Annotated in this window: 17 protein-coding genes and 1 riboswitch; of the genes, 9 read left to right on the forward strand and 8 right to left on the reverse strand. The window is 68.0% G+C overall.

Annotated features, from left to right (window positions below):
- Positions 1 to 26 precede the first annotated feature (26 nt).
- The 5 genes from K368_RS0114645 to K368_RS0114665 all read right to left on the reverse strand — a co-directional run bounded on the left by K368_RS0114645 (position 27) and on the right by K368_RS0114665 (position 6,051).
- A complete protein-coding gene (locus tag K368_RS0114645; RefSeq protein WP_027172984.1) occupies positions 27 to 1,697 on the reverse strand; it encodes a methyl-accepting chemotaxis protein in 1,671 nt (556 codons plus the stop codon).
- Between the two features lie 55 nt (positions 1,698 to 1,752).
- Positions 1,753 to 2,349 carry a chemotaxis protein CheW gene (locus tag K368_RS0114650; protein ID WP_027172985.1) on the reverse strand — a complete coding sequence of 199 codons (597 nt, stop codon included), beginning with the start codon at positions 2,347 to 2,349 and terminating at the stop codon, positions 1,753 to 1,755.
- A complete protein-coding gene (locus K368_RS0114655; protein WP_027172986.1) occupies positions 2,346 to 3,809 on the reverse strand; it encodes a protein-glutamate O-methyltransferase CheR in 1,464 nt (487 codons plus the stop codon). Before K368_RS0114655 ends, K368_RS0114650 begins: the two co-directional genes overlap by 4 nt.
- Positions 3,810 to 3,885: 76 nt before the next feature.
- A complete protein-coding gene (locus K368_RS0114660) occupies positions 3,886 to 4,392 on the reverse strand; it encodes a chemotaxis protein CheW (protein ID WP_027172987.1) in 507 nt (168 codons plus the stop codon).
- 120 nt (positions 4,393 to 4,512) lie between these two features.
- On the reverse strand, positions 4,513 to 6,051 hold the full coding sequence (locus tag K368_RS0114665; RefSeq protein ID WP_027172988.1) for a sensor domain-containing diguanylate cyclase: 1,539 nt from the start codon (positions 6,049 to 6,051) through the stop codon (positions 4,513 to 4,515).
- A gap of 449 nt (positions 6,052 to 6,500) precedes the next feature.
- Here K368_RS0114665 and K368_RS0114670 point away from each other — a divergent pair, with 449 nt between their 5' ends.
- From K368_RS0114670 to K368_RS0114705, 8 genes are all read left to right on the forward strand, one after another.
- Entirely contained in the window at positions 6,501 to 8,276 is a 1,776-nt protein-coding gene (locus K368_RS0114670; protein ID WP_027172989.1) for an acetolactate synthase 3 large subunit, read from the forward strand.
- A gap of 24 nt (positions 8,277 to 8,300) precedes the next feature.
- A complete protein-coding gene (ilvN, locus tag K368_RS0114675) occupies positions 8,301 to 8,843 on the forward strand; it encodes an acetolactate synthase small subunit (protein WP_018044192.1) in 543 nt (180 codons plus the stop codon).
- A gap of 54 nt (positions 8,844 to 8,897) precedes the next feature.
- Positions 8,898 to 9,200, forward strand: a complete 303-nt coding sequence (locus tag K368_RS0114680) for a MazF family transcriptional regulator (protein ID WP_027172990.1) — start codon at positions 8,898 to 8,900, stop codon at positions 9,198 to 9,200.
- 24 nt (positions 9,201 to 9,224) lie between these two features.
- Entirely contained in the window at positions 9,225 to 9,554 is a 330-nt protein-coding gene (locus K368_RS24685; RefSeq protein ID WP_280940256.1) for a type II toxin-antitoxin system PemK/MazF family toxin, read from the forward strand.
- On the forward strand, positions 9,551 to 10,189 hold the full coding sequence (locus tag K368_RS0114690) for a glutathione S-transferase (protein WP_027172991.1): 639 nt from the start codon (positions 9,551 to 9,553) through the stop codon (positions 10,187 to 10,189). Before K368_RS24685 ends, K368_RS0114690 begins: the two co-directional genes overlap by 4 nt.
- Positions 10,190 to 10,278: 89 nt before the next feature.
- A complete protein-coding gene (locus tag K368_RS0114695; protein WP_036266341.1) occupies positions 10,279 to 10,923 on the forward strand; it encodes a TetR/AcrR family transcriptional regulator C-terminal domain-containing protein in 645 nt (214 codons plus the stop codon).
- Positions 10,924 to 10,950: 27 nt separating this feature from the next.
- Positions 10,951 to 11,970, forward strand: coding sequence for a ketol-acid reductoisomerase (ilvC, locus tag K368_RS0114700; protein WP_027172993.1), 1,020 nt, complete (start codon positions 10,951 to 10,953; stop codon positions 11,968 to 11,970).
- 305 nt (positions 11,971 to 12,275) lie between these two features.
- On the forward strand, positions 12,276 to 12,929 hold the full coding sequence (locus tag K368_RS0114705; RefSeq protein ID WP_027172994.1) for a pyridoxamine 5'-phosphate oxidase family protein: 654 nt from the start codon (positions 12,276 to 12,278) through the stop codon (positions 12,927 to 12,929).
- Positions 12,930 to 13,077: 148 nt separating this feature from the next.
- On the opposite strand, the gene tam is transcribed toward K368_RS0114705, so the two are convergent.
- The 3 genes from tam to K368_RS0114720 form a co-directional block, all read right to left on the reverse strand.
- Complete coding sequence (gene tam, locus K368_RS0114710) at positions 13,078 to 13,860, reverse strand: trans-aconitate 2-methyltransferase (protein ID WP_027172995.1); 783 nt, start codon at positions 13,858 to 13,860, stop codon at positions 13,078 to 13,080.
- A gap of 100 nt (positions 13,861 to 13,960) precedes the next feature.
- The gene (gene trpS / locus K368_RS0114715; protein ID WP_027172996.1) at positions 13,961 to 15,031 is read right to left on the reverse strand and encodes a tryptophan--tRNA ligase; all 1,071 of its coding nucleotides are present in this window, start codon (positions 15,029 to 15,031) and stop codon (positions 13,961 to 13,963) included.
- 105 nt (positions 15,032 to 15,136) lie between these two features.
- Positions 15,137 to 15,910 (reverse strand): Fe-S cluster assembly protein HesB, encoded by a 774-nt coding sequence (locus tag K368_RS0114720; protein ID WP_027172997.1) that lies wholly within the window; start codon positions 15,908 to 15,910, stop codon positions 15,137 to 15,139.
- A 228-nt stretch (positions 15,911 to 16,138) separates the two neighbouring features.
- Positions 16,139 to 16,246, forward strand: a riboswitch (glycine riboswitch).
- 50 nt (positions 16,247 to 16,296) lie between these two features.
- Between K368_RS0114720 and gcvT the strand changes: the two genes are divergently transcribed.
- Positions 16,297 to 17,427, forward strand: a complete 1,131-nt coding sequence (gene gcvT / locus K368_RS0114725) for a glycine cleavage system aminomethyltransferase GcvT (RefSeq protein WP_027172998.1) — start codon at positions 16,297 to 16,299, stop codon at positions 17,425 to 17,427.
- Positions 17,428 to 17,456: the final 29 nt, after the last annotated feature.

Genomic DNA, 17,456 nt, shown 5'->3' on the forward strand with positions numbered 1-17,456 from the left:
CGGTCGGCTGCGCCCGGCCTCTCCCGTCAGTGCCGGTATCGGTCGGCGAGGGTCAGGAGCGCCTGAGCGAGTTCGGTGAGATTGGCGGAGGCCGCCTCGACCTCACGGGTACCGGCGGCGGTCTGCTGGCTCGCCTGCCGGATGTTCTGGAGGGCCCCCATCACCTGCTCGATGCCGAGCTGCTGCTGGTTGGTGGAGGCGACGATCTGCTGGAAGGTCTGGACGCTCTCCTCGACCTTGGCGGTGATCTCCTCGATGGTCCGCTGGGTCGTGTCCGAGCGGGCCTTGCCGGTCATGGTGCGCTTGACCGCCTCCTCGGTGAGCATGACCGAGGTGTTGATGCCCCGCTGGATCTCCGAGAGGATGGTGCGCACCTGCGCGGTGGCCGCCTTGGCCTGATCGGCCAGCAGTTTCATTTCCGAGGCGACGACGGCGAAGCTCCGGCCGCTCTCGCCCGCCGCCGCCGCCTCGATCGCCGCGTTGAGCGCCAAGAGGTGGGTGCGCTCCGAGATGTCGTTGACGGTGGTGATGATCTCGCCGATCGCCTGGGTCTTCTCACTGAGGGATACGATGTTGCCGGCCACCGCCTCCGCCTGCTCGCGGATGGAATCCATGGCCTTGGCCGTATCCGCCACGGCCCGCAGGCCGGCCCGCGAGATCTGCGCGGTGGATTGGGCGGTGGCGATCACCTCGCTCGCCCGCTTGCCGATCTGGGCGCCGGAATGGGTGATCTCGTCGACCGTGGCGGCGGTCTCCTGCACGGCCGCGAACTGCTCTTCTACGCTGGCCGCCTGTTCCTGGGCGGAGGCGCGGATCTCGGCGGCGGCGGCATTGAGGTCGGAGGTGGCCGCCCGGTTGGTGCGGGCGAGGTCGGCGAGGCCCGAGACCATGGCGTTCAGGGTCGATGCCAGGCGGCCGATCTCGTCGGAGCCGGTGCGCGCGAGCGTCCGCGTCAGGTCGCCCGACCCCACATGCTCGGCGAAGGCCATGACCTCTTCGAGGGGCTTGACCACGCCCCGGCGGATGAGGCCCGTGACCACGATGCTCAGGACGACGCAGAGAGCGAGAATGAGGCCGATGGAGACGAGGCTGCGCTCGTAGATGTCGCTGGAGCGGCGCTGGCCCGCATCGATTCCCTGGTCGAGCAGGTCGCGGGTGCGGTCGAGATCACGCAGGAACTCGTCCTGGATGCGATTGAGATCGTCGTTGCGGGCTTCCACCCCCTCGACGTCCTTGGCCGAGATGGCGGCGAGTTGCACCTCGCTGGCGGTGCGCAGCTTCCGGAAATCCACCGCGGCGGCGCTGGCGGCCTCGCCGAGCCGCTTCCAGATCGCCGCGCGCTCGGGAGAGGGGGCCGTGGCGCCATAGCCGTCGGCGGTGCGGATGGTGTCGACGAGGATCGCTTCCGACTCGGACGCCACGCGGCGCCACGTATCGACGATCGCGGCGATCTCGCCATCGGGGCGGTTGCGCATCAAAGCCGCGATGACGCCGTTGCGGCGAAGGCTGCCGAGGTCGCGCGACTTGTTGCCGAGGTCGTCGAGCTTGCGCGCGATGTTGAGGTCGCGCGTGACGATCGTCGCGGTGTTGTCGCGGACGGCTCCGATCTGGCCCAGCGCGTAGACGCCGAGCCCCACCATCACCAGGGTGATGGCGACAAAGCCGATGAGGATCCGTTTTCCGATCGAGATCGACACGCTGGGCGACGCTCCGAAACCGCTCGACGGGCAGGGCTCGCGGGGAGCCTGACCGTCAGCCTTGAGGCAGGTATCGCCGCAGGAGACGCGGCAGATCGATGACGACGAAGCCGGCCTCTCCGCCCTGGAGGGCGGCCTCCGGGCCGGGAGCCGCTGCATAGCCCGAAACCGCATCCGCACCCAAGCCGCCCATGGGGACAGACTCGGCCGTGAGTGCGCCGTCCACGTCCGCGACGGCGAGAACCCGGTCGACGGCGAGGGCCACGGGGGCGATGCCGCCGCGCAGGACGAGGATGTGGCCCGTCGCCGTCGAGGACTCGGCCCGAGAAGAATCCGCGCGCGAGAGAACCGGACGCGAGAGGGTGCCCGCGAGGCTGAGCACGCTGACGACGCGGCCGGACAGAGCGATGAGGCCGAGGAGTTCCGGCGGCGCCCCCGGAACGGGCGTGTAGGTCCGCGCCGGCACCACCTGGACGACGGAGTCCAGGGGCAGGCCGTAGCGGTCGTCCCCGGCGGCGCAGACCAGGTACGGGCGGGTCACCGCATGGCGGGCGATGTCGCCGCCTCGGCGGGCGAGCGCGGCCGTGCGCTCATCGAGCAGCCTCCGGATACGCGGATCGTCGGAGGTGTCCCCTGCGGCCTGTGCGATCACGTTGCGGAGCTCCTCATGCGCAGGCGGGCGGCGTCCACGCTCTCGACCAATCGTCCTGCGCTCAGCCCGTCGCCTTCGCAGAGCAGGGTGTCGGGCGGCTGGTCGCGGCCGAAGCGGACGGCGTTGTCGAACGCCCGACGGGCCTCGGCCTCGCGTCCCAGGGCGCCCAGCAGCAATCCGAGCTGGTAATGCGCCATCACGAAGGTGCGGTCGAGGTAGAGCGCCCCGCGCAGGGCCCGCTCGGCCTCCGCCTCGCGGCCGAGGTCGTAGGCGAGGAGACCATCGTAATAGTGCAGCCGCGCATCGGTGGGCGTGGCCAGGAGGGCGGCGTGAACCCTGCGCCACCCTTCCGCGATCTGCCCGGAATCGGCAAGCGTCCGGATCGCTGCCAGGACCGCCTCGACATCCTCCGGCTCGACCCCGTCGATCGAGGGGGAGGGGGCGTCGGCGATGGGAGCCGGGATCGAGGCGAAGACCGACGGCGGTTCGGCCTCGGGCGCCGGAGGTCCGGGAACGGATATGGCGACGGCGGTCGCCACGGTCGCGAGCACCGGCGGCGGCTCGACGGGGAGCGCGGTCGTCGGCAGGCGGTAGGCCACCGTACCGGGGAGGTTCACCGGCTGCAGGGTGGCCGCGAAGGCCGGGTTCGGTTCGGCATGCCCGATCAGGAGCCAGCCGTCCGGAACGAGGCGATGACCGAGCCCGCGCACGATGCCGAGCACCGCCTCGGCCTGGAAGTAGATCAGCACGTTGCGGCAGAGGATGAGATCGAACCCTGCGGTGGGCGGGGAAGCGGAACCGTCGATCAGGCTCATCAGGTTCTGGCGCTCGAAGCGTACCATCCGCCGGAATTCCGGCCTCAGGGTGAAACTGCCCTCGCGGGCGATCCCCGGCACCGAGGGGCCGAGGACGAAGTAACGCGCATGTTCCTCGGGCGGCAGGGTGCGCAGGGCCCAGCGGCCGAACACCGCCGCGCGGGCCGTCGCCAGGGCCTCGTGGCTGATGTCGGTGCCGGTGATGGCGATCCGCCAGTGGGGAAGGTCGTCGCCGAGGAGTTCGTGGAGCAGGATCGCGATGGAGTAGGGCTCCGCCCCCGTCGAGCATCCGGCACTCCAGATCCGCAGGGATTTCGTCTCCGCGCGCGCCGCGATCAGGCCGGGCAGGATCGTCCCGCGCAGGGCCGCGAACTGCTCGGCATAGCGGAAGAAGAACGTCTCGCCGATGGTGATCTCGGCCTCGAGGGCGGCCCATTCCGCAGGACCGGTGGCCTCGGCGTCGAGATGGGCGAGATAGGCGGCGGAATCGGCGAGCCGGCATGCCTTGAATCGCTTGCGCAGCCGGTCGAAGAGCAGGTCGTCCTTGTCTGCGTAATAATGGTGCCCGGTCCGGGCGATCACCTTCGCCTTGAGGGCGGCGAAGGTCGGATCGCGTTCGGGACCAGCCTTGGCCGGACGGATCATCGGGCGGCCGATCCGCTCATGGGCGATCCGCTCATGGGCGATCCGCTCATGGGCGATCCGCTCATGGGAAAGTCGCTCATGGGGAAGTCGCTGCGTCGAGCCCGGACAGCCGCTCGGCCGCCGCGCGGGTGAGGGCATCGAGGCGGATGCGCTCTTCTTCTGTAAGAAGGCGGGGCAGGCTCAACACATCGACGCGGCTGCGCCCCCGCTCGAACCCGGCGACCACGCAGCCGTTGAGGCTGCGCTTTTCATCCGCCGGCTGGATCTCGGAATCGGGAACGACGACGAGGGCCTCGGCGCGGTCGACCAGGAAGGCGGTGGAACGCGCCGCGTCGAGGACGAGATGCCGATCCACGTCATCGGGATCGGCCGCCGTCTCACTCAGCCCGAGGAGCCGCGCGAGATCGATCACCGGAACCGCGGCACCGCCGAGGTTGAGGAATCCCGCGAGCATGCCCGCCGTCGCGGATGGCCGGTGCAGCCGGGGAAGCGGCAGGACCTCGCTCACACAGGTCCGGGCCAGGGCGCAGGCGGTGCCCGCCACGTCGAGGATCAGGAAGGCCGTCGTCGCGGTCGGGGGCATCGGTCCCGGAAGGCATGATGGGAGGGTCGCCCAGATAGGCCGATGCCGGAGAGCCACGCAAATGGATTCGATCTCCCCGGACCGGAGTTCTCGCTCCGCCACCGGTGCTGCGGAGCCGGATCAGCCCTCGAAGCGGTATGGCGCGGCCCGCGGATGCGGGGCACCCTCCGGAGCGGCGCAGCAGGTCCTGTTCCGGCCGGCGGCCTTGGCCTCGTAGAGGGCGGCATCGGCCCGCCGGTAGAGGTCGAACGGTTCCAGGGAACCGCCCGCTTCGGGCAGGGCGCTGGCCACGCCGACACTCACGGTGATCGCGCCCGCTTCGATCCCCGCCGCCGGGACCGACAGGGTCGACATGTGCGCATGCACGCGCTCGGCGACGCCAAGGGCGGCGGCCCGATCGGCATGCGGCAGCAGCAGGACGAACTCTTCACCGCCGACGCGGCAGACGATGTCCCCGGGACGACGCAGGCTGGCGGACAGGCGGCCAGCGATGCCCTGGAGCACCCTGTCGCCGACGGCGTGGCCATGGCGGTCGTTGTAGCGCTTGAAGTGGTCCGCATCGACCACGAGGAGAGAGAGCGGCGTTCCCTGATGGCGGGCGCTTGTCCAGAGCCGGGCGACCATCTCCTCGAACGCGCGGCGGTTGGGCAATCCGGTGAGCACGTCGGTCCGGGACAGCCGCTCCAATTCCGCCTGGATCGCGGCACGGCGTTGCAGCTCCCGCCAGAACAGGAGGGAGAGGCCGATGGTCAGGCCGCACAGCAGCACCACGACGAGGCTGATGACGAAGGCCTTCCGGCGCCACTCCGCCTCGATCTCGTCAGCCGACAGGGTGACGTTGAGGATGAAGGGAAGATCGCCGATGCGGGTGAAGGCGAAGTGCCGCTCGCTGCCGTCGCGGGGCGATGTCCCCACGAAGCTGCCGCTGCCCTCCCGCCGGAACCGTTCGAATGTCGGGGTCCCGGCGATGGAACTGCCGATATCACTCTCCAGATAAGGATGGCGAACGATGCGCATGCCGTCGGAGCGATACAGATTGATCGCGCCGTACGGGCCGAGACCGATCCGATCGAACAGCCTGTGGAAGTAGGACAGGCTCAGCGAGCCCAGCACGATGCCGCCGAAGGATCCGTCCGGCTTGTCGATGCGGCGGCTCAGGACCAGCACCGGCGTCCTCAACAGGCGCGAGACGACGGGAGGACTGATGTAGAGGCCGAGATCGGCCCGGGCTTTTTGCGCCTTGAAGTAGTCGCGATCGGAATTGTTGAGCTTACGCGGCGTGACCGATGCGGCGTCGATGACGGTGTCTCCGTTCTCGTCGAGGACTAGCATCACCCCCATGTCCCTGGCGCTGGCAGCGCGGTCGAAGAGGATCAGCTGCCGCAATTCGGGGCTGACGTCTCGTACGCCCGGCACGTTCAAGCCGTCGACGACGCCCTGAATCGACAGGTCGATGATCTCGAAATTGCGGGCGATGTCGCGCTCGATGACCCGAAGCAGGTTTCGCGAGGTCTGCTCGGCCTTGTCCCAAGCGTCGCGCCGCATGTCGAGCAGCATCACCCCGGAGGTGATCAGCATGCCGATCGGCGCGAGAACACCGAGCACGATCCAGGTCCGAGCTGACCATGTGACCCGGCCGAGGCGAAGATTGAGGCCCATCGAAAGCCGCGCTGCAGGATCGTCGTCGGGTAGCCCGGGGTCTCGTGCGGGAGCCCCGGATTCTCGGTCCTTCAGCACCTAGTCCGCTCATCGGAGGCGAGCAAACGCAAATGGAGTGAATCCGGGCGGACTGTCATCGCCGGGATCGACGGCGCGATCTCACTGTGCCAGCGCGAGGCATTATCTTGCCTCGAACGGCGTTGACCGGCTCCTCGGATCTGTTTAAACAACCGGTCACGAGTTTACGATTCGTCAGATCGACGAACGACGAGGTTTCGGTTTTCCCATGCGGGTCATCCTTATCGTAACGGAAGCGCCACCGACCGGACGGCCCTGATACAGGGGTCGTGATCCGGATGGTGGCGCGTGCAGGGTCCTTCGGGGCCCTTTTTTGTTGCCGCGACGAGACGTTTGACACTGGGTTCAATCAGGTTTTGAGGAGCAGGACGATGAGCGGCGAGGTCATGACCGGGGCCGAAATGGTCATCCGGGCGTTCCGGGATCAGGGTGTCGATACGTTGTTCGGGTATCCGGGCGGCGCGGTGCTGCCGATCTACGATGCCCTCTTCCACCAGGAAGAACTGAAGCACGTCCTCGTCCGGCACGAGCAGGGCGCGGTCCATGCGGCCGAGGGCTATGCCCGTTCGTCGGGCAAGGTCGGCTGCGTCCTCGTCACGTCCGGTCCCGGCGCCACCAACATCGTCACCGGGCTCACCGACGCGATGCTGGATTCGATCCCCCTCGTCTGCATCACCGGCCAGGTTCCGACGCACCTGATCGGCACCGATGCGTTCCAGGAATGCGACACGGTGGGCATCACGCGCCACTGCACGAAGCACAATTACCTGGTCAAATCGATCGACGACCTGCCGCGCATCCTGCACGAGGCCTTCTTCGTGGCGTCGAACGGCCGGCCGGGTCCCGTCGTCGTCGATCTGCCCAAGGACATCCAGTTCGCGAGTGGGATCTACGAGCGCCCGACCCATAACGGCCACAAGACCTACCGCCCCGCCTTCAAGGGCGATCCCCAGGCGATCCAGTCGGCCATCGAGCTGATGGCGGGCGCGCGCCGTCCGGTCCTCTATACCGGCGGCGGCGTCATCAATTCCGGCCCGCACGCCTCGGCGCTCCTGCGCCAGCTCGCGGACATCGCCGGCTTCCCGGTCACCTCGACGCTGATGGGGCTCGGTGCCTTCCCGGCCTCCAACCCGCAATTCCTCGGCATGCTCGGCATGCACGGGACCTACGAAGCCAATCTCGCGATGCACGAATGCGACGTGATGATCTGCGTCGGGGCGCGCTTCGACGACCGCATCACCGGCCGTCTCGACGCGTTCTCACCGTTCTCGAAGAAGATCCACATCGACGTCGATGCCTCCTCGATCAACAAGGTGGTCAAGGTCGATATCGGCATCGTCGGCGATTGCGGCTCCGTGCTCGAGGACATGCTCGCGGCCTGGAAGGCCCTGCCCAAGCGCCCCGACACCGGCCGTTTCGACGAGTGGATGGCCAAGATCCGCACGTGGAAGGCGCGCGACTGCCTCGCCTACTGGCCGTCGGGCACGATCATCAAGCCGCAATACGCCGTGCAGCGCCTCTATGAGGCCTGCAAGGACCGGAAAACCTTCGTCACCACCGAGGTCGGCCAGCATCAGATGTGGGCGGCGCAGTACTTCAAGTTCGACGAGCCGAACCGTTGGATGACGTCGGGCGGCCTCGGCACCATGGGCTACGGCCTGCCCGCGGCCATCGGCACCCAGCTCGCCAATCCGGACGGTCTCGTCATCGACATCGCCGGCGAGGCCTCGATCCTGATGAACATCCAGGAGATGTCGACGGCCGTGCAGTATCGCCTGCCGGTCAAGATCTTCATCTTGAACAACGAGTACATGGGCATGGTGCGCCAGTGGCAGGAACTGCTGCACGGCTCGCGCTATTCGCAGAGCTATTCGGAAAGCCTGCCGGACTTCGTCAAGCTGGCGGAGGCCTACGGCGCCAAGGGCATGCGCTGCGACAAGCCCGGCGAACTCGACGGGGCGATCGCCGAGATGCTGGCCCATGACGGGCCGGTCATCTTCGATTGCATCGTGGACAAGAAAGAGAACTGCTTCCCGATGATCCCGTCGGGCAAGGCGCACAATGAGATGCTGCTCTCCGACTACCTCGGCGAGACCGGAATGGACCTCGGCGACGTGATCTCCGAGGAAGGCAAGATGCTGGTCTGACCGACGGCACGGAGGAGAGACGTCATGAACGCCATGAACACGCACTACCCCGATGCCGGCCGGGTCGAGCCCATCAACCGGCACACCCTCGCGGTCATCGTCGACAACGAGCCGGGCGTCCTCGCGCGGATCGCGGGGATGTTCTCGGGACGCGGCTACAACATCGAGAGCCTGACGGTGTCGGAGACCGAGGTGGCGCGCCACATCTCGCGCATCACCATCGTCACCGCCGGCACCGACGCCGTGATCCAGCAGATCAAGGCACAGCTCGACCGGCTCGTGCCGGTCCACCGCGTCGTCGACCTCACCCTCCAGGGCAAGGCCCTCGAGCGCGAGCTTTGCCTCGTCAAGGTGGCGGGCACCGGCGAGCACCGCACCGAGTCGCTGACCCTCGCCGCCGCTTTCGGCGCCAAGACCCTCGACGCAACGCTGAATTCCTTCGTGTTCGAGGTCACCGGCACCACGGAGGAGATCGACCGCTTCATCGGCCTGATGACGGTGATCGGCCTCGTGGAGATTTCCCGCACGGGAATCGCGGCCATGGGGCGTGGCTCCGAGGCGATGTGAAGCTTTTTCGCTGGACCGCGCTATGATGGCGGTGGTCTGAGACGGAGGCGGGGGATGGAAGCCAAGCTGGAGCGGGAAGGGCCGGATTATACGGTTCGACTTTCGGCCGACGATGTCCGGACCCTCGGCCTCGTGGAAGGCCAGGTGGTCGAAGTGCTTCCCAAACCTCTCGCGACGCGGGAGGCGGGAAACGCCGCATCCCCCCCGGCGCGTCGCTTTGTGAATGGCTTTCCGGTCTTCACGATGGCCGAGATGGTTGAGGAGGCGCGGCGCCTCGGCCCCGATTTCGAACCTCCGACGGTGGATTGGGGGCCCGACGTCGGCTCCGAGATCATCAACGACGATGATCCGTACTGAGCGGCCCGCCGGCCGGGAGAGATTCTGCTGGTTGATCTGGAGCCGGTGCGTGGCACGGAACAGAACGGCCGCCGGCCGGCTCTCGTCATCTCAAACGACCAGATGCATCTGCTGGCACCACGGGTGATCGTCTGCCCCATCACCCGCAATCTCAATCCGTGGCCGACCAAGGTCCTGCTGCCGCAGGGCCTGCCGGTCGACGGCGCTGTTCTGGTGGATCAGGTCCGCTCGATCGACCGGGAAACGCGCATCCTTCGCTCCCTGGGTTTCGTCCCAGACGTCATCCTCGCCGAGGTTCGCAGTAGGCTCGCGACCCTGATCGGCTTGACTCCGAATGGTCCCCCCTCTCCATGACCACCCTCTACTACGCCCCCGGCGCCTGTTCGCTCGCCTCCCACATCGCCCTCGAGGAGACGGGCGCGCCCTACGAGACCGTGCGGCTCGACCTCGCCAAGGGCGACCAGCGGGCGGCCGAGTATCTCGCCGTCAACGAGCGCGGCCGCGTCCCGGCGCTGGTCGAGGCCGACTGGGTGCTCACCGAGAACACCGCCATCCTGCGCCACATCGCCCGCACGCACCCGCAGGCCCGGCTCTGGCCCGAGGCGCCGCGCGATCAGGCGCGGGTCGACGAGTGGCTCGGCTGGCTCTCCACCGGTCATCACATCGCCTACGCGCATATCCGCCGGGCGGAGCGCTACACGAACGACGAAACGGCCTTTCCAGGCATCCAGGCCAAGGGGGCAGAGACCTGCGGCGACCTCTTCACGATGACCGAGGTCAAGCTCTCCAACGGCGGATGGGCCGTCGGCGAGGCCTATAGTGTCGCCGATCCCTACCTGCTGCTGTTCTGGACATGGGGCCGCGGCCCGGCGCTCGGCTTCGATATGGCGGGGCGCTTCCCCGCCTGGACGCGCCACGCCCGTGCCATGGCAGAGCGCCCGGCCGTGCGGGCGGTCTTCGCCCGCGAGGGATTGACCCTGCCCGAATAAGCTTCGCCCGAGGGTGCCCCCTTGTCCGTCGAACCGAATCGGCCTACGAGGCCGCGTACCGTACGGTACGGTACTGGTTTTCGGGACGTATGACCGCGACGGCTCCACGCGACGAGACAGTGTACGAGGCACCTTCGGCCCGCCAGCAGGCGGTGCTCGATGCCGTGCTCGCCCTACTCGTCGAGGAGGGCGACCAGCTCACCATGGACGCGGTGGCGCGCCGGGCGAGTTGCTCGAAGGAAACCCTGTACAAATGGTTCGGGGATCGGGACGGTCTCCTGACCGCCACCGTGCGCTGGCAGGCTTCGCGGGTCCACGCGGGACGCGACGCCGTCGGCACCCTCGACGCGGCGACCCTGCGCGAGCGACTGCTCGACTTCGCCGCGAGCTGGCTCGACGTCATCGCGGGCCGAACCTCGGTGGTGCTGAACCGCATCGCCATCGCGCATGCCGGCTCGCGCAAGGGCAACCTCGGCGCCATCGTGCTGGCGAACGGGCGGCTGGCCATCGGCGGGCGGGTCAAGCCCGTGCTGGAGGCGGGCCGTACGGCCGGACTCCTCGCCTTCGAGGACAGCGAGACCGCCTTCCGGACCTTCTTCGGTCTGGTCGGGCGCGACATCCAGATCCGACTTCTCCTCGGCGACGCGCTCGACCTCGACGCCGCCGAGATCCGACGCGACGCGGCCCGCGCCGTCGACCAGTTCCTGGCCCTCTACGGCCAGGCCCGACCCTGACACCCCACGCGAAGAGGACATTCCACCATGCGGGTCTATTACGATCGTGACGCCGACCTCAACTTGATCAAGGGCAAGAAGGTCGTCATCGTCGGCTACGGCAGCCAGGGCCATGCCCACGCGCTCAACCTCCGTGATTCGGGCGTGAAGGGCATCGTCATCGCGCTCCGCGAGGGCTCGGCCACCGCCAAGAAGGCGGAGCACGAGGGCTTCACGGTGATGAACGTCGCCGACGCCGCCAAGCAGGCCGACGTCGTCATGATGCTCACCCCGGACGAGTTGCAGGGCGACATCTACAAAGAGTCGCTGGAGCCGAACATGAAGCAGGGCGCCGCCCTCCTGTTCGCCCACGGCCTCAACGTCCACTTCAACCTCATCGAGCCCCGCAAGGATCTCGACGTGCTCATGGTCGCCCCCAAGGGCCCCGGCCACACCGTGCGCGGCGAGTACCTCAAGGGCGGCGGTGTGCCGACCCTGATCGCCATCGCGCAGGACGCCTCGGGCAATGCCCACGATCTCGGCCTGTCCTACGCCTCGGCCAATGGCGGCGGCCGCGCCGGCATCATCGAGACCACCTTCAAGGAAGAGTGCGAGACCGACCTGTTCGGTGAGCAGGCCGTGCTCTGCGGCGGCCTCGTCGAGCTGATCAAGGCCGGCTTCGAGACCCTGGTCGAGGGCGGCTACGCCCCCGAGATGGCCTATTTCGAGTGCCTCCACGAAGTGAAGCTCATCGTCGACCTCATCTACGAGGGCGGCATCGCCAACATGAACTACTCGATCTCGAACACCGCCGAGTATGGTGAGTACGTCACCGGCCCGCGCATCGTGACGAGCGAGACCAAGGCCGAGATGAAGCGCGTGCTGGACGACATCCAGTCGGGCAAGTTCACCCGCGACTGGATGCTGGAGAACAAGGTCGGCCAGACCTCGTTCAAGGCCACCCGCGCCAAGCTCGCCCGTCACCCGATCGAGGAAGTCGGCGCCAAGCTCCGTGGCATGATGCCGTGGATCTCCGAGAAGGCCCTGGTCGACAAGTCCAAGAATTAATTTGTGATCTAGAGGCCGGCTTCGCTCGGCTGCCCATCGCGGATGAAGCCGGCCTCGTGCGAGCGGGGCCGGCTTTTTGTTTGGGTCGACCCTTCCCCCATTGCGGGGGAGGGTGGTCGCGGAGCGACCGGGAGAGGGGACGACGCTTCCGGAGATGGTGCTCCCCTCATCCGACTTGGCTCGCGGGCCACCTTCTCCCGCAGAGGGGAGAAGGACTCTCCAGCCTGTTGTGCTCGGACAGATTTCCCGCGATCATGCCGGCAACGGTCGCCCATCTGAGAGCGGCCGAAGGTTGGAGGACACCCATGGCTTCGCTCTATTACGACGAGCATCGCGCGCTTCAGGAAGAATACAACACCGTCAAGCTCGCCGAGCGTCTCGATACCGGCTGGGTCCATGACCAGATCGGTCCCGACGAGGCGGCCTTCATCGGCAGCCGGGACATGTTCTTCCTGTCCACCGTCGATCCCGACGGCATGCCCACCGTCTCCTACAAGGGCGGCGCGACCGGATTCGTGAAGGTGCTCGACGCCAACACGCTGGTCTTTCCGGGGCTCGACGGCAACGGCATGTGGTACTCGATGGGCAATATCGAAGGTCAGTCCAAGGTCGGGCTGCTGTTCATCGATTTCGAGACCCCGCACCGGGTCCGCGTCCAGGGACACGCCCGGATGCTGCGCGACGATCCGCTGATGGCCGAGTACACCGAAGCCAAGTATCTGGTGAAGATCGAGGTGACGAAGGCTTGGGTCAACTGCCCGCGCTACATCCACAAGTACCAGAAGGTGTCTCAGAACAAATACGTGCCGCGCCCCGACAAGGAGACGCCACTCGCCCTGTGGAAGCGTCTCGACATGGTCGGTGACGTGATCTCGGACGAGGACAAGGCACGGGTCGAGAAGGAAGGCCAGCTCGCCCTGCCGGAATACGAGGCACGCGTGGCGCGCGGCGAAAGCTGAAGCCCGGCAGAGCACCGTCCCGGCCATCGCATCCGGGGCGGTGCGCTCAGCAGGCTCGCATCGGCAAGCCAACGCTTCACCTCGCTTAGGCCCTTGCAGTACCGCAGGTTTTAGGACGCGAAACCGGCGACCACTTTTGCGAACCTGCTTAGTCCGCCCGGCGGGCGACGATGAAGACCCGCGGGAACGCGAGCAGGCGTCGCCCGTCGCTGCGGGGCGGATAGGCGGCATCGATCGCCGTCGCATAGGCAGCGAGGAACCCGGCCGTGTCCTGGGGGTCCAGCGGATCGAGGAAGGGCCGGAGCCCGGTGGCCCTGACCCATTCGACGATGGCGGCGGCATCCTCCAGCGGGTGGTGATAGGCGGTGCGCCAGACATCGACCTCGGTCGCGAGCGACGCCAGGAGGTCGTAATAGCCGGGCGGCTCCAGCATCCGCCCGAGACGCCCGGCCACGGCCGGGTCGCCGATGGCCCCGGCCCAGGGACCGGCACACGCCACCTCGCGCATCAGGCGGTGCGAGGGCTCGGCGAGGTTGTCGGGCATCTGCACGGCGAGCACGCCGCCGGGTGCCAGGAGGCCGAGGAGGCGGGGCAGGAGCACCGGATGGTCGGGCAGCCATTGCAGCACGGCATTGGCGTAGATCAGGTCCGGCGCCCGCTCGGGGATCCAGGTCGCCGCATCGGCCAGCGCGAAGGCGAGGCCGGGCAGGCGGCTTCTCGCACGCTCCAGCATCGCCGGCGAGGTGTCGAGGCCGATCACCTCCGCCTCGGGAAAGCGTGCGGTGAGGAGCGCGGTGGAATTGCCGGGGCCGCAGCCGAGATCGTAGACGAGGCGCGGGGCTTCGAGCGGCACGCGGGCCAGGAGCTCGGCCGCCGGACGGGTGCGCTCGTCCTCGAAGCGGGCGTAGAGGGCGGGGTTCCAATCGGCCATCGTGGGTTTCCCCTATCCTGGGGGACCGGCGAATGATCGCCCCGGCGTCCTATCAGTCATCCTGGATCCGCACGCGTCTCGCCGACGCGCGCGAAGTCCCTCACGATACCGTCCGCAAACGCGGACCGCGGCGGACGAAGCCGACGATGTCCTTCACCGCATCCAGGGTCGGAGCCGCGATGGCCTCGGCGCGCTCGGAGCCATCGGCGAGGACGGAGTCGATATAGTCGGTATCGGCCACGAGACGCTTCATCTCGGAGGCGATCGGTGCCAGCGTTTCCACCGCGAGCTCCACCAGCGCGCCCTTGAAGGCGGAGAATTGCGCGCCGCCGTAATCGGCCAGCACCTCGTCCCGCGTCACACCCTTCAGCGCCGCGAAGATGCCCACGAGGTTGTCGGCTTCGGGCCGCGTGGCCAGACCGGCAGTCTCGGAGGGAAGGGCCTCGGGGTCGGTCTTGGCCTTGCGCACCTTGGTGGCGATGGCATCCGCCTCGTCGGTGAGGTTGATGCGCGAATTGTCGGACGGGTCCGACTTCGACATCTTCTTGGTGCCGTCCCGCAGGGACATGACGCGGGCGGCCGGGCCGCCGATCAGCGGTTCGGTGATCGGAAAGAAGCCTTCGCCAGAATCGTGCCCGTGGGCGGAGATAGAGTCCGAAAAGTCGTTGTTGAACTTCTGGGCTATGTCGCGGGTCAGTTCGAGGTGCTGCTTCTGGTCCTCGCCCACCGGCACGTGGGTGGCGCGGTAGGCCAGGATGTCGGCGGCCATCAGCACCGGATAGGCGTAGAGCCCGATCGAGGCGTTCTCGCGGTCCTTGCCGGCCTTGTCCTTGAACTGGGTCATGCGGTTGAGCCAGCCGAGGCGTGCGACGCAGTTGAAGATCCAGGCCAGCTCGGCATGAGCCGCCACCTGGCTCTGGTTGAAGACGATGCTGCGCTTCGGATCGATGCCGGCGGCGAGGAAGGCGGCCGTGACCTCGCGGATCTGGCCTTTCAGCGCGGCCGGGTCCTGCCAGAGGGTGATCGCGTGCATGTCGACGACGCAGTAGAGGCACTGCGCGTCGCGCTCCTGCATCTCCACGAAGCGCTTGATGGCGCCGAGGTAATTGCCGAGATGCAGGTTGCCCGTGGGCTGGACGCCCGAGAACACGAGCTCTGTGAACGCGGTCATCGCGCGTGGTTCCTATGGAGTGAGGCGGCAGGCGCAGGCAAACGTTTGCGGATCGCTTGAATTCGCGCAAACGAGAACGCGTTCTGGACGGGTCACCGAGGACGGTCAAGGTTCACGCACGGAAGACCGCTGCGCCTGCCCGGCGGGGCACAGATCGAGCAATACGCACCTCCCGCAAGCCGGATTGCGGTGGTGGCACACGGCCTGTCCGTGGAGCATCAGGATCTCGTGGTTGTCGTAGAGATCCTGGGCGCTCCAATCCGCCGGCAACTGGGCCCGCAGGATCGGGTGCGAGGGACCGACATCGACCTTCGCGCCGATGAGACCGGTGCGGTGGGCCACCCGGTGATGGTGGCTGTCCACCGGCAGGGCGGGCATCCGCAGCAGGCTGAACGAGAGCACCGCCGCACTGGTCTTCGGCCCCACTCCGGGAATCGCCTCGAGCCAGGCGCGGGCCGCCTCCACCTCCATGTCCTCGAGAAAATCGAGTGAGAGGGAGCCGTGACGCTCGGCCACCTCCGCCAGGATGGCACGGATGCGGGGCGCCTTCAGTTCCGGCCAGGTCACGCCGGAGATCGCCGCCTCGATCTCCTCCACCGGCGCCGCCGCGACCTCGGCCCAGTCCGGGTATCGCGCCCGCAGGGCCTTGAAGGCGCGGCCGGAATCGGCGTTCCGGGTGCGATGGGAGAGAAGCGAGGAGACGAGTTCGCTGAGCGGGTCGAGGCTGTGGAAGTAGGGGATCGGGCAGCCGTAGACCGGGCAGAGCCGGCGGTGGATCTCCAGCGCCTTGTCGCTGAGGGTCGCGTCGGCGAGGTCGGCGGAACGCTTGGTCTGCCGGGGGCGGGGGCCGGCGAGGTCGTGCCCGGATGCGATGGCCATGACAGGCGAATCCCCGGCGAGTCCCGGCGGTTCCGCCGGACCCGAATCCTGCCGGGTGCGACACAGAATCCTGCCTTTGAAACCCGCGGCCTTGCGCCGCTTCTGCCAACATGAGAGGTTCGGCCTGTCAGCGAATGACGAAGCGGGAGAGCCCAGGCCGGTACGAACCGGCCATGGCGCCGACGGAGCAACCACCCCCGGAAACTCTCAGGCACAATCACCGCTTCGTTTTGACAATCTGGAGAGAGGCGCCTTCGCGGGCGTCCACCGAAGGAGAAATCCCGGTCCCTCGTGGGTCGGGAGAAGCTCTCAGGTAACCGTGACAGATGGGGGCAACCGGACCACTCGATCGAGTGTCCGGGGACTTTTTGTCATGGGATGACCAGATGCCGCTCGACGCTTCCAGCACGCCGCTTCACGCGCTCCACCTGCGCCACGGCGCCCGCATGGTGCCTTTCGCGGGCTATGCGCTGCCGCTGCATTATCCGGCCGGCCTGATCGCCGAACATCTCCATACCCGCAAGGCGGCCGGTTTGTTCGACGTGTCGCATATGGGCCAGATCCGGCTGAAGCCGGGTCCGGGCGGCATGGCGGACCTCGCCCGCGCCCTCGAAACCCTCCTTCCCATCGACGTGCTGGGCCTGGCGCCCGGCCGGCAGCGCTACGGTTTCCTCACCGGTGAGACCGGCGGCATCCTCGACGACCTCATGGTCGCGCGCCTCGACGACGGCCTGATCCTCGTCGTCAACGCTGCCAACAAACTCGCCGACGAGGCCTATCTCCGCGCTCATCTGACCGGCCAGTGCGAGATCACGGTTCTGCCCCGGGCACTCCTCGCCCTCCAGGGGCCGCTGGCGGAGAGCGCGCTGGCACGGCTCGCCCCCGAGACCGCCGCCATGCGCTTCCTCGACGTGCGGGTCGTCGACATCCTCGGGGCCTCCGCCATCGTCAGCCGCTCGGGCTATACCGGCGAGGACGGGTTCGAGATCTCGCTGCCCGAAGAGGCGGCGGACATGGTCGCCGAAGCCTTGCTGCAAGACAACAACGTGGAGCCGGTGGGCCTCGGCGCCCGCGATTCCCTGCGCCTGGAAGCCGGCCTGTGCCTGCACGGCTCCGATATCGACCCGGCCACCAGCCCGGTGGAGGCCGGCCTGACCTGGGCGATCCAGCCGGTCCGCCGCACGGGCGGGGCGCGGGCGGGCGGGTTTCCCGGCGCCGCGCGCATCCTCCGCGAGATCGCCGACGGTCCGACGTCGCGGCGCGTCGGCCTACGGCCGGAGGGCCCGACCCCGGTGCGGGGAGGGGCCGCGCTCTTCTCCGAAGAGGCCGGCGAGAGCATCGGCCGCGTCACCTCCGGCGGCTTCAGCCCCGTCCTCAAGGCCCCGATCGCCATGGGCTACGTCCCCGCCGCCCTGTCGGCCCCCGGCACCCGCGTCTTCGCGGAGGTGCGTGGTCGGCGCCTGCCGGTCTCGGTCGTGGCGCTTCCCTTCGTGCCCGCACGCTTCAAGCGCAGCTGACACCCGGATTCCGGCCGACTTCCCCCCAA

It is taken from the genome of Methylobacterium sp. 10, from assembly GCF_000519085.1.
In the GTDB taxonomy this organism is placed as follows: Bacteria; Pseudomonadota; Alphaproteobacteria; order Rhizobiales; family Beijerinckiaceae; genus Methylobacterium.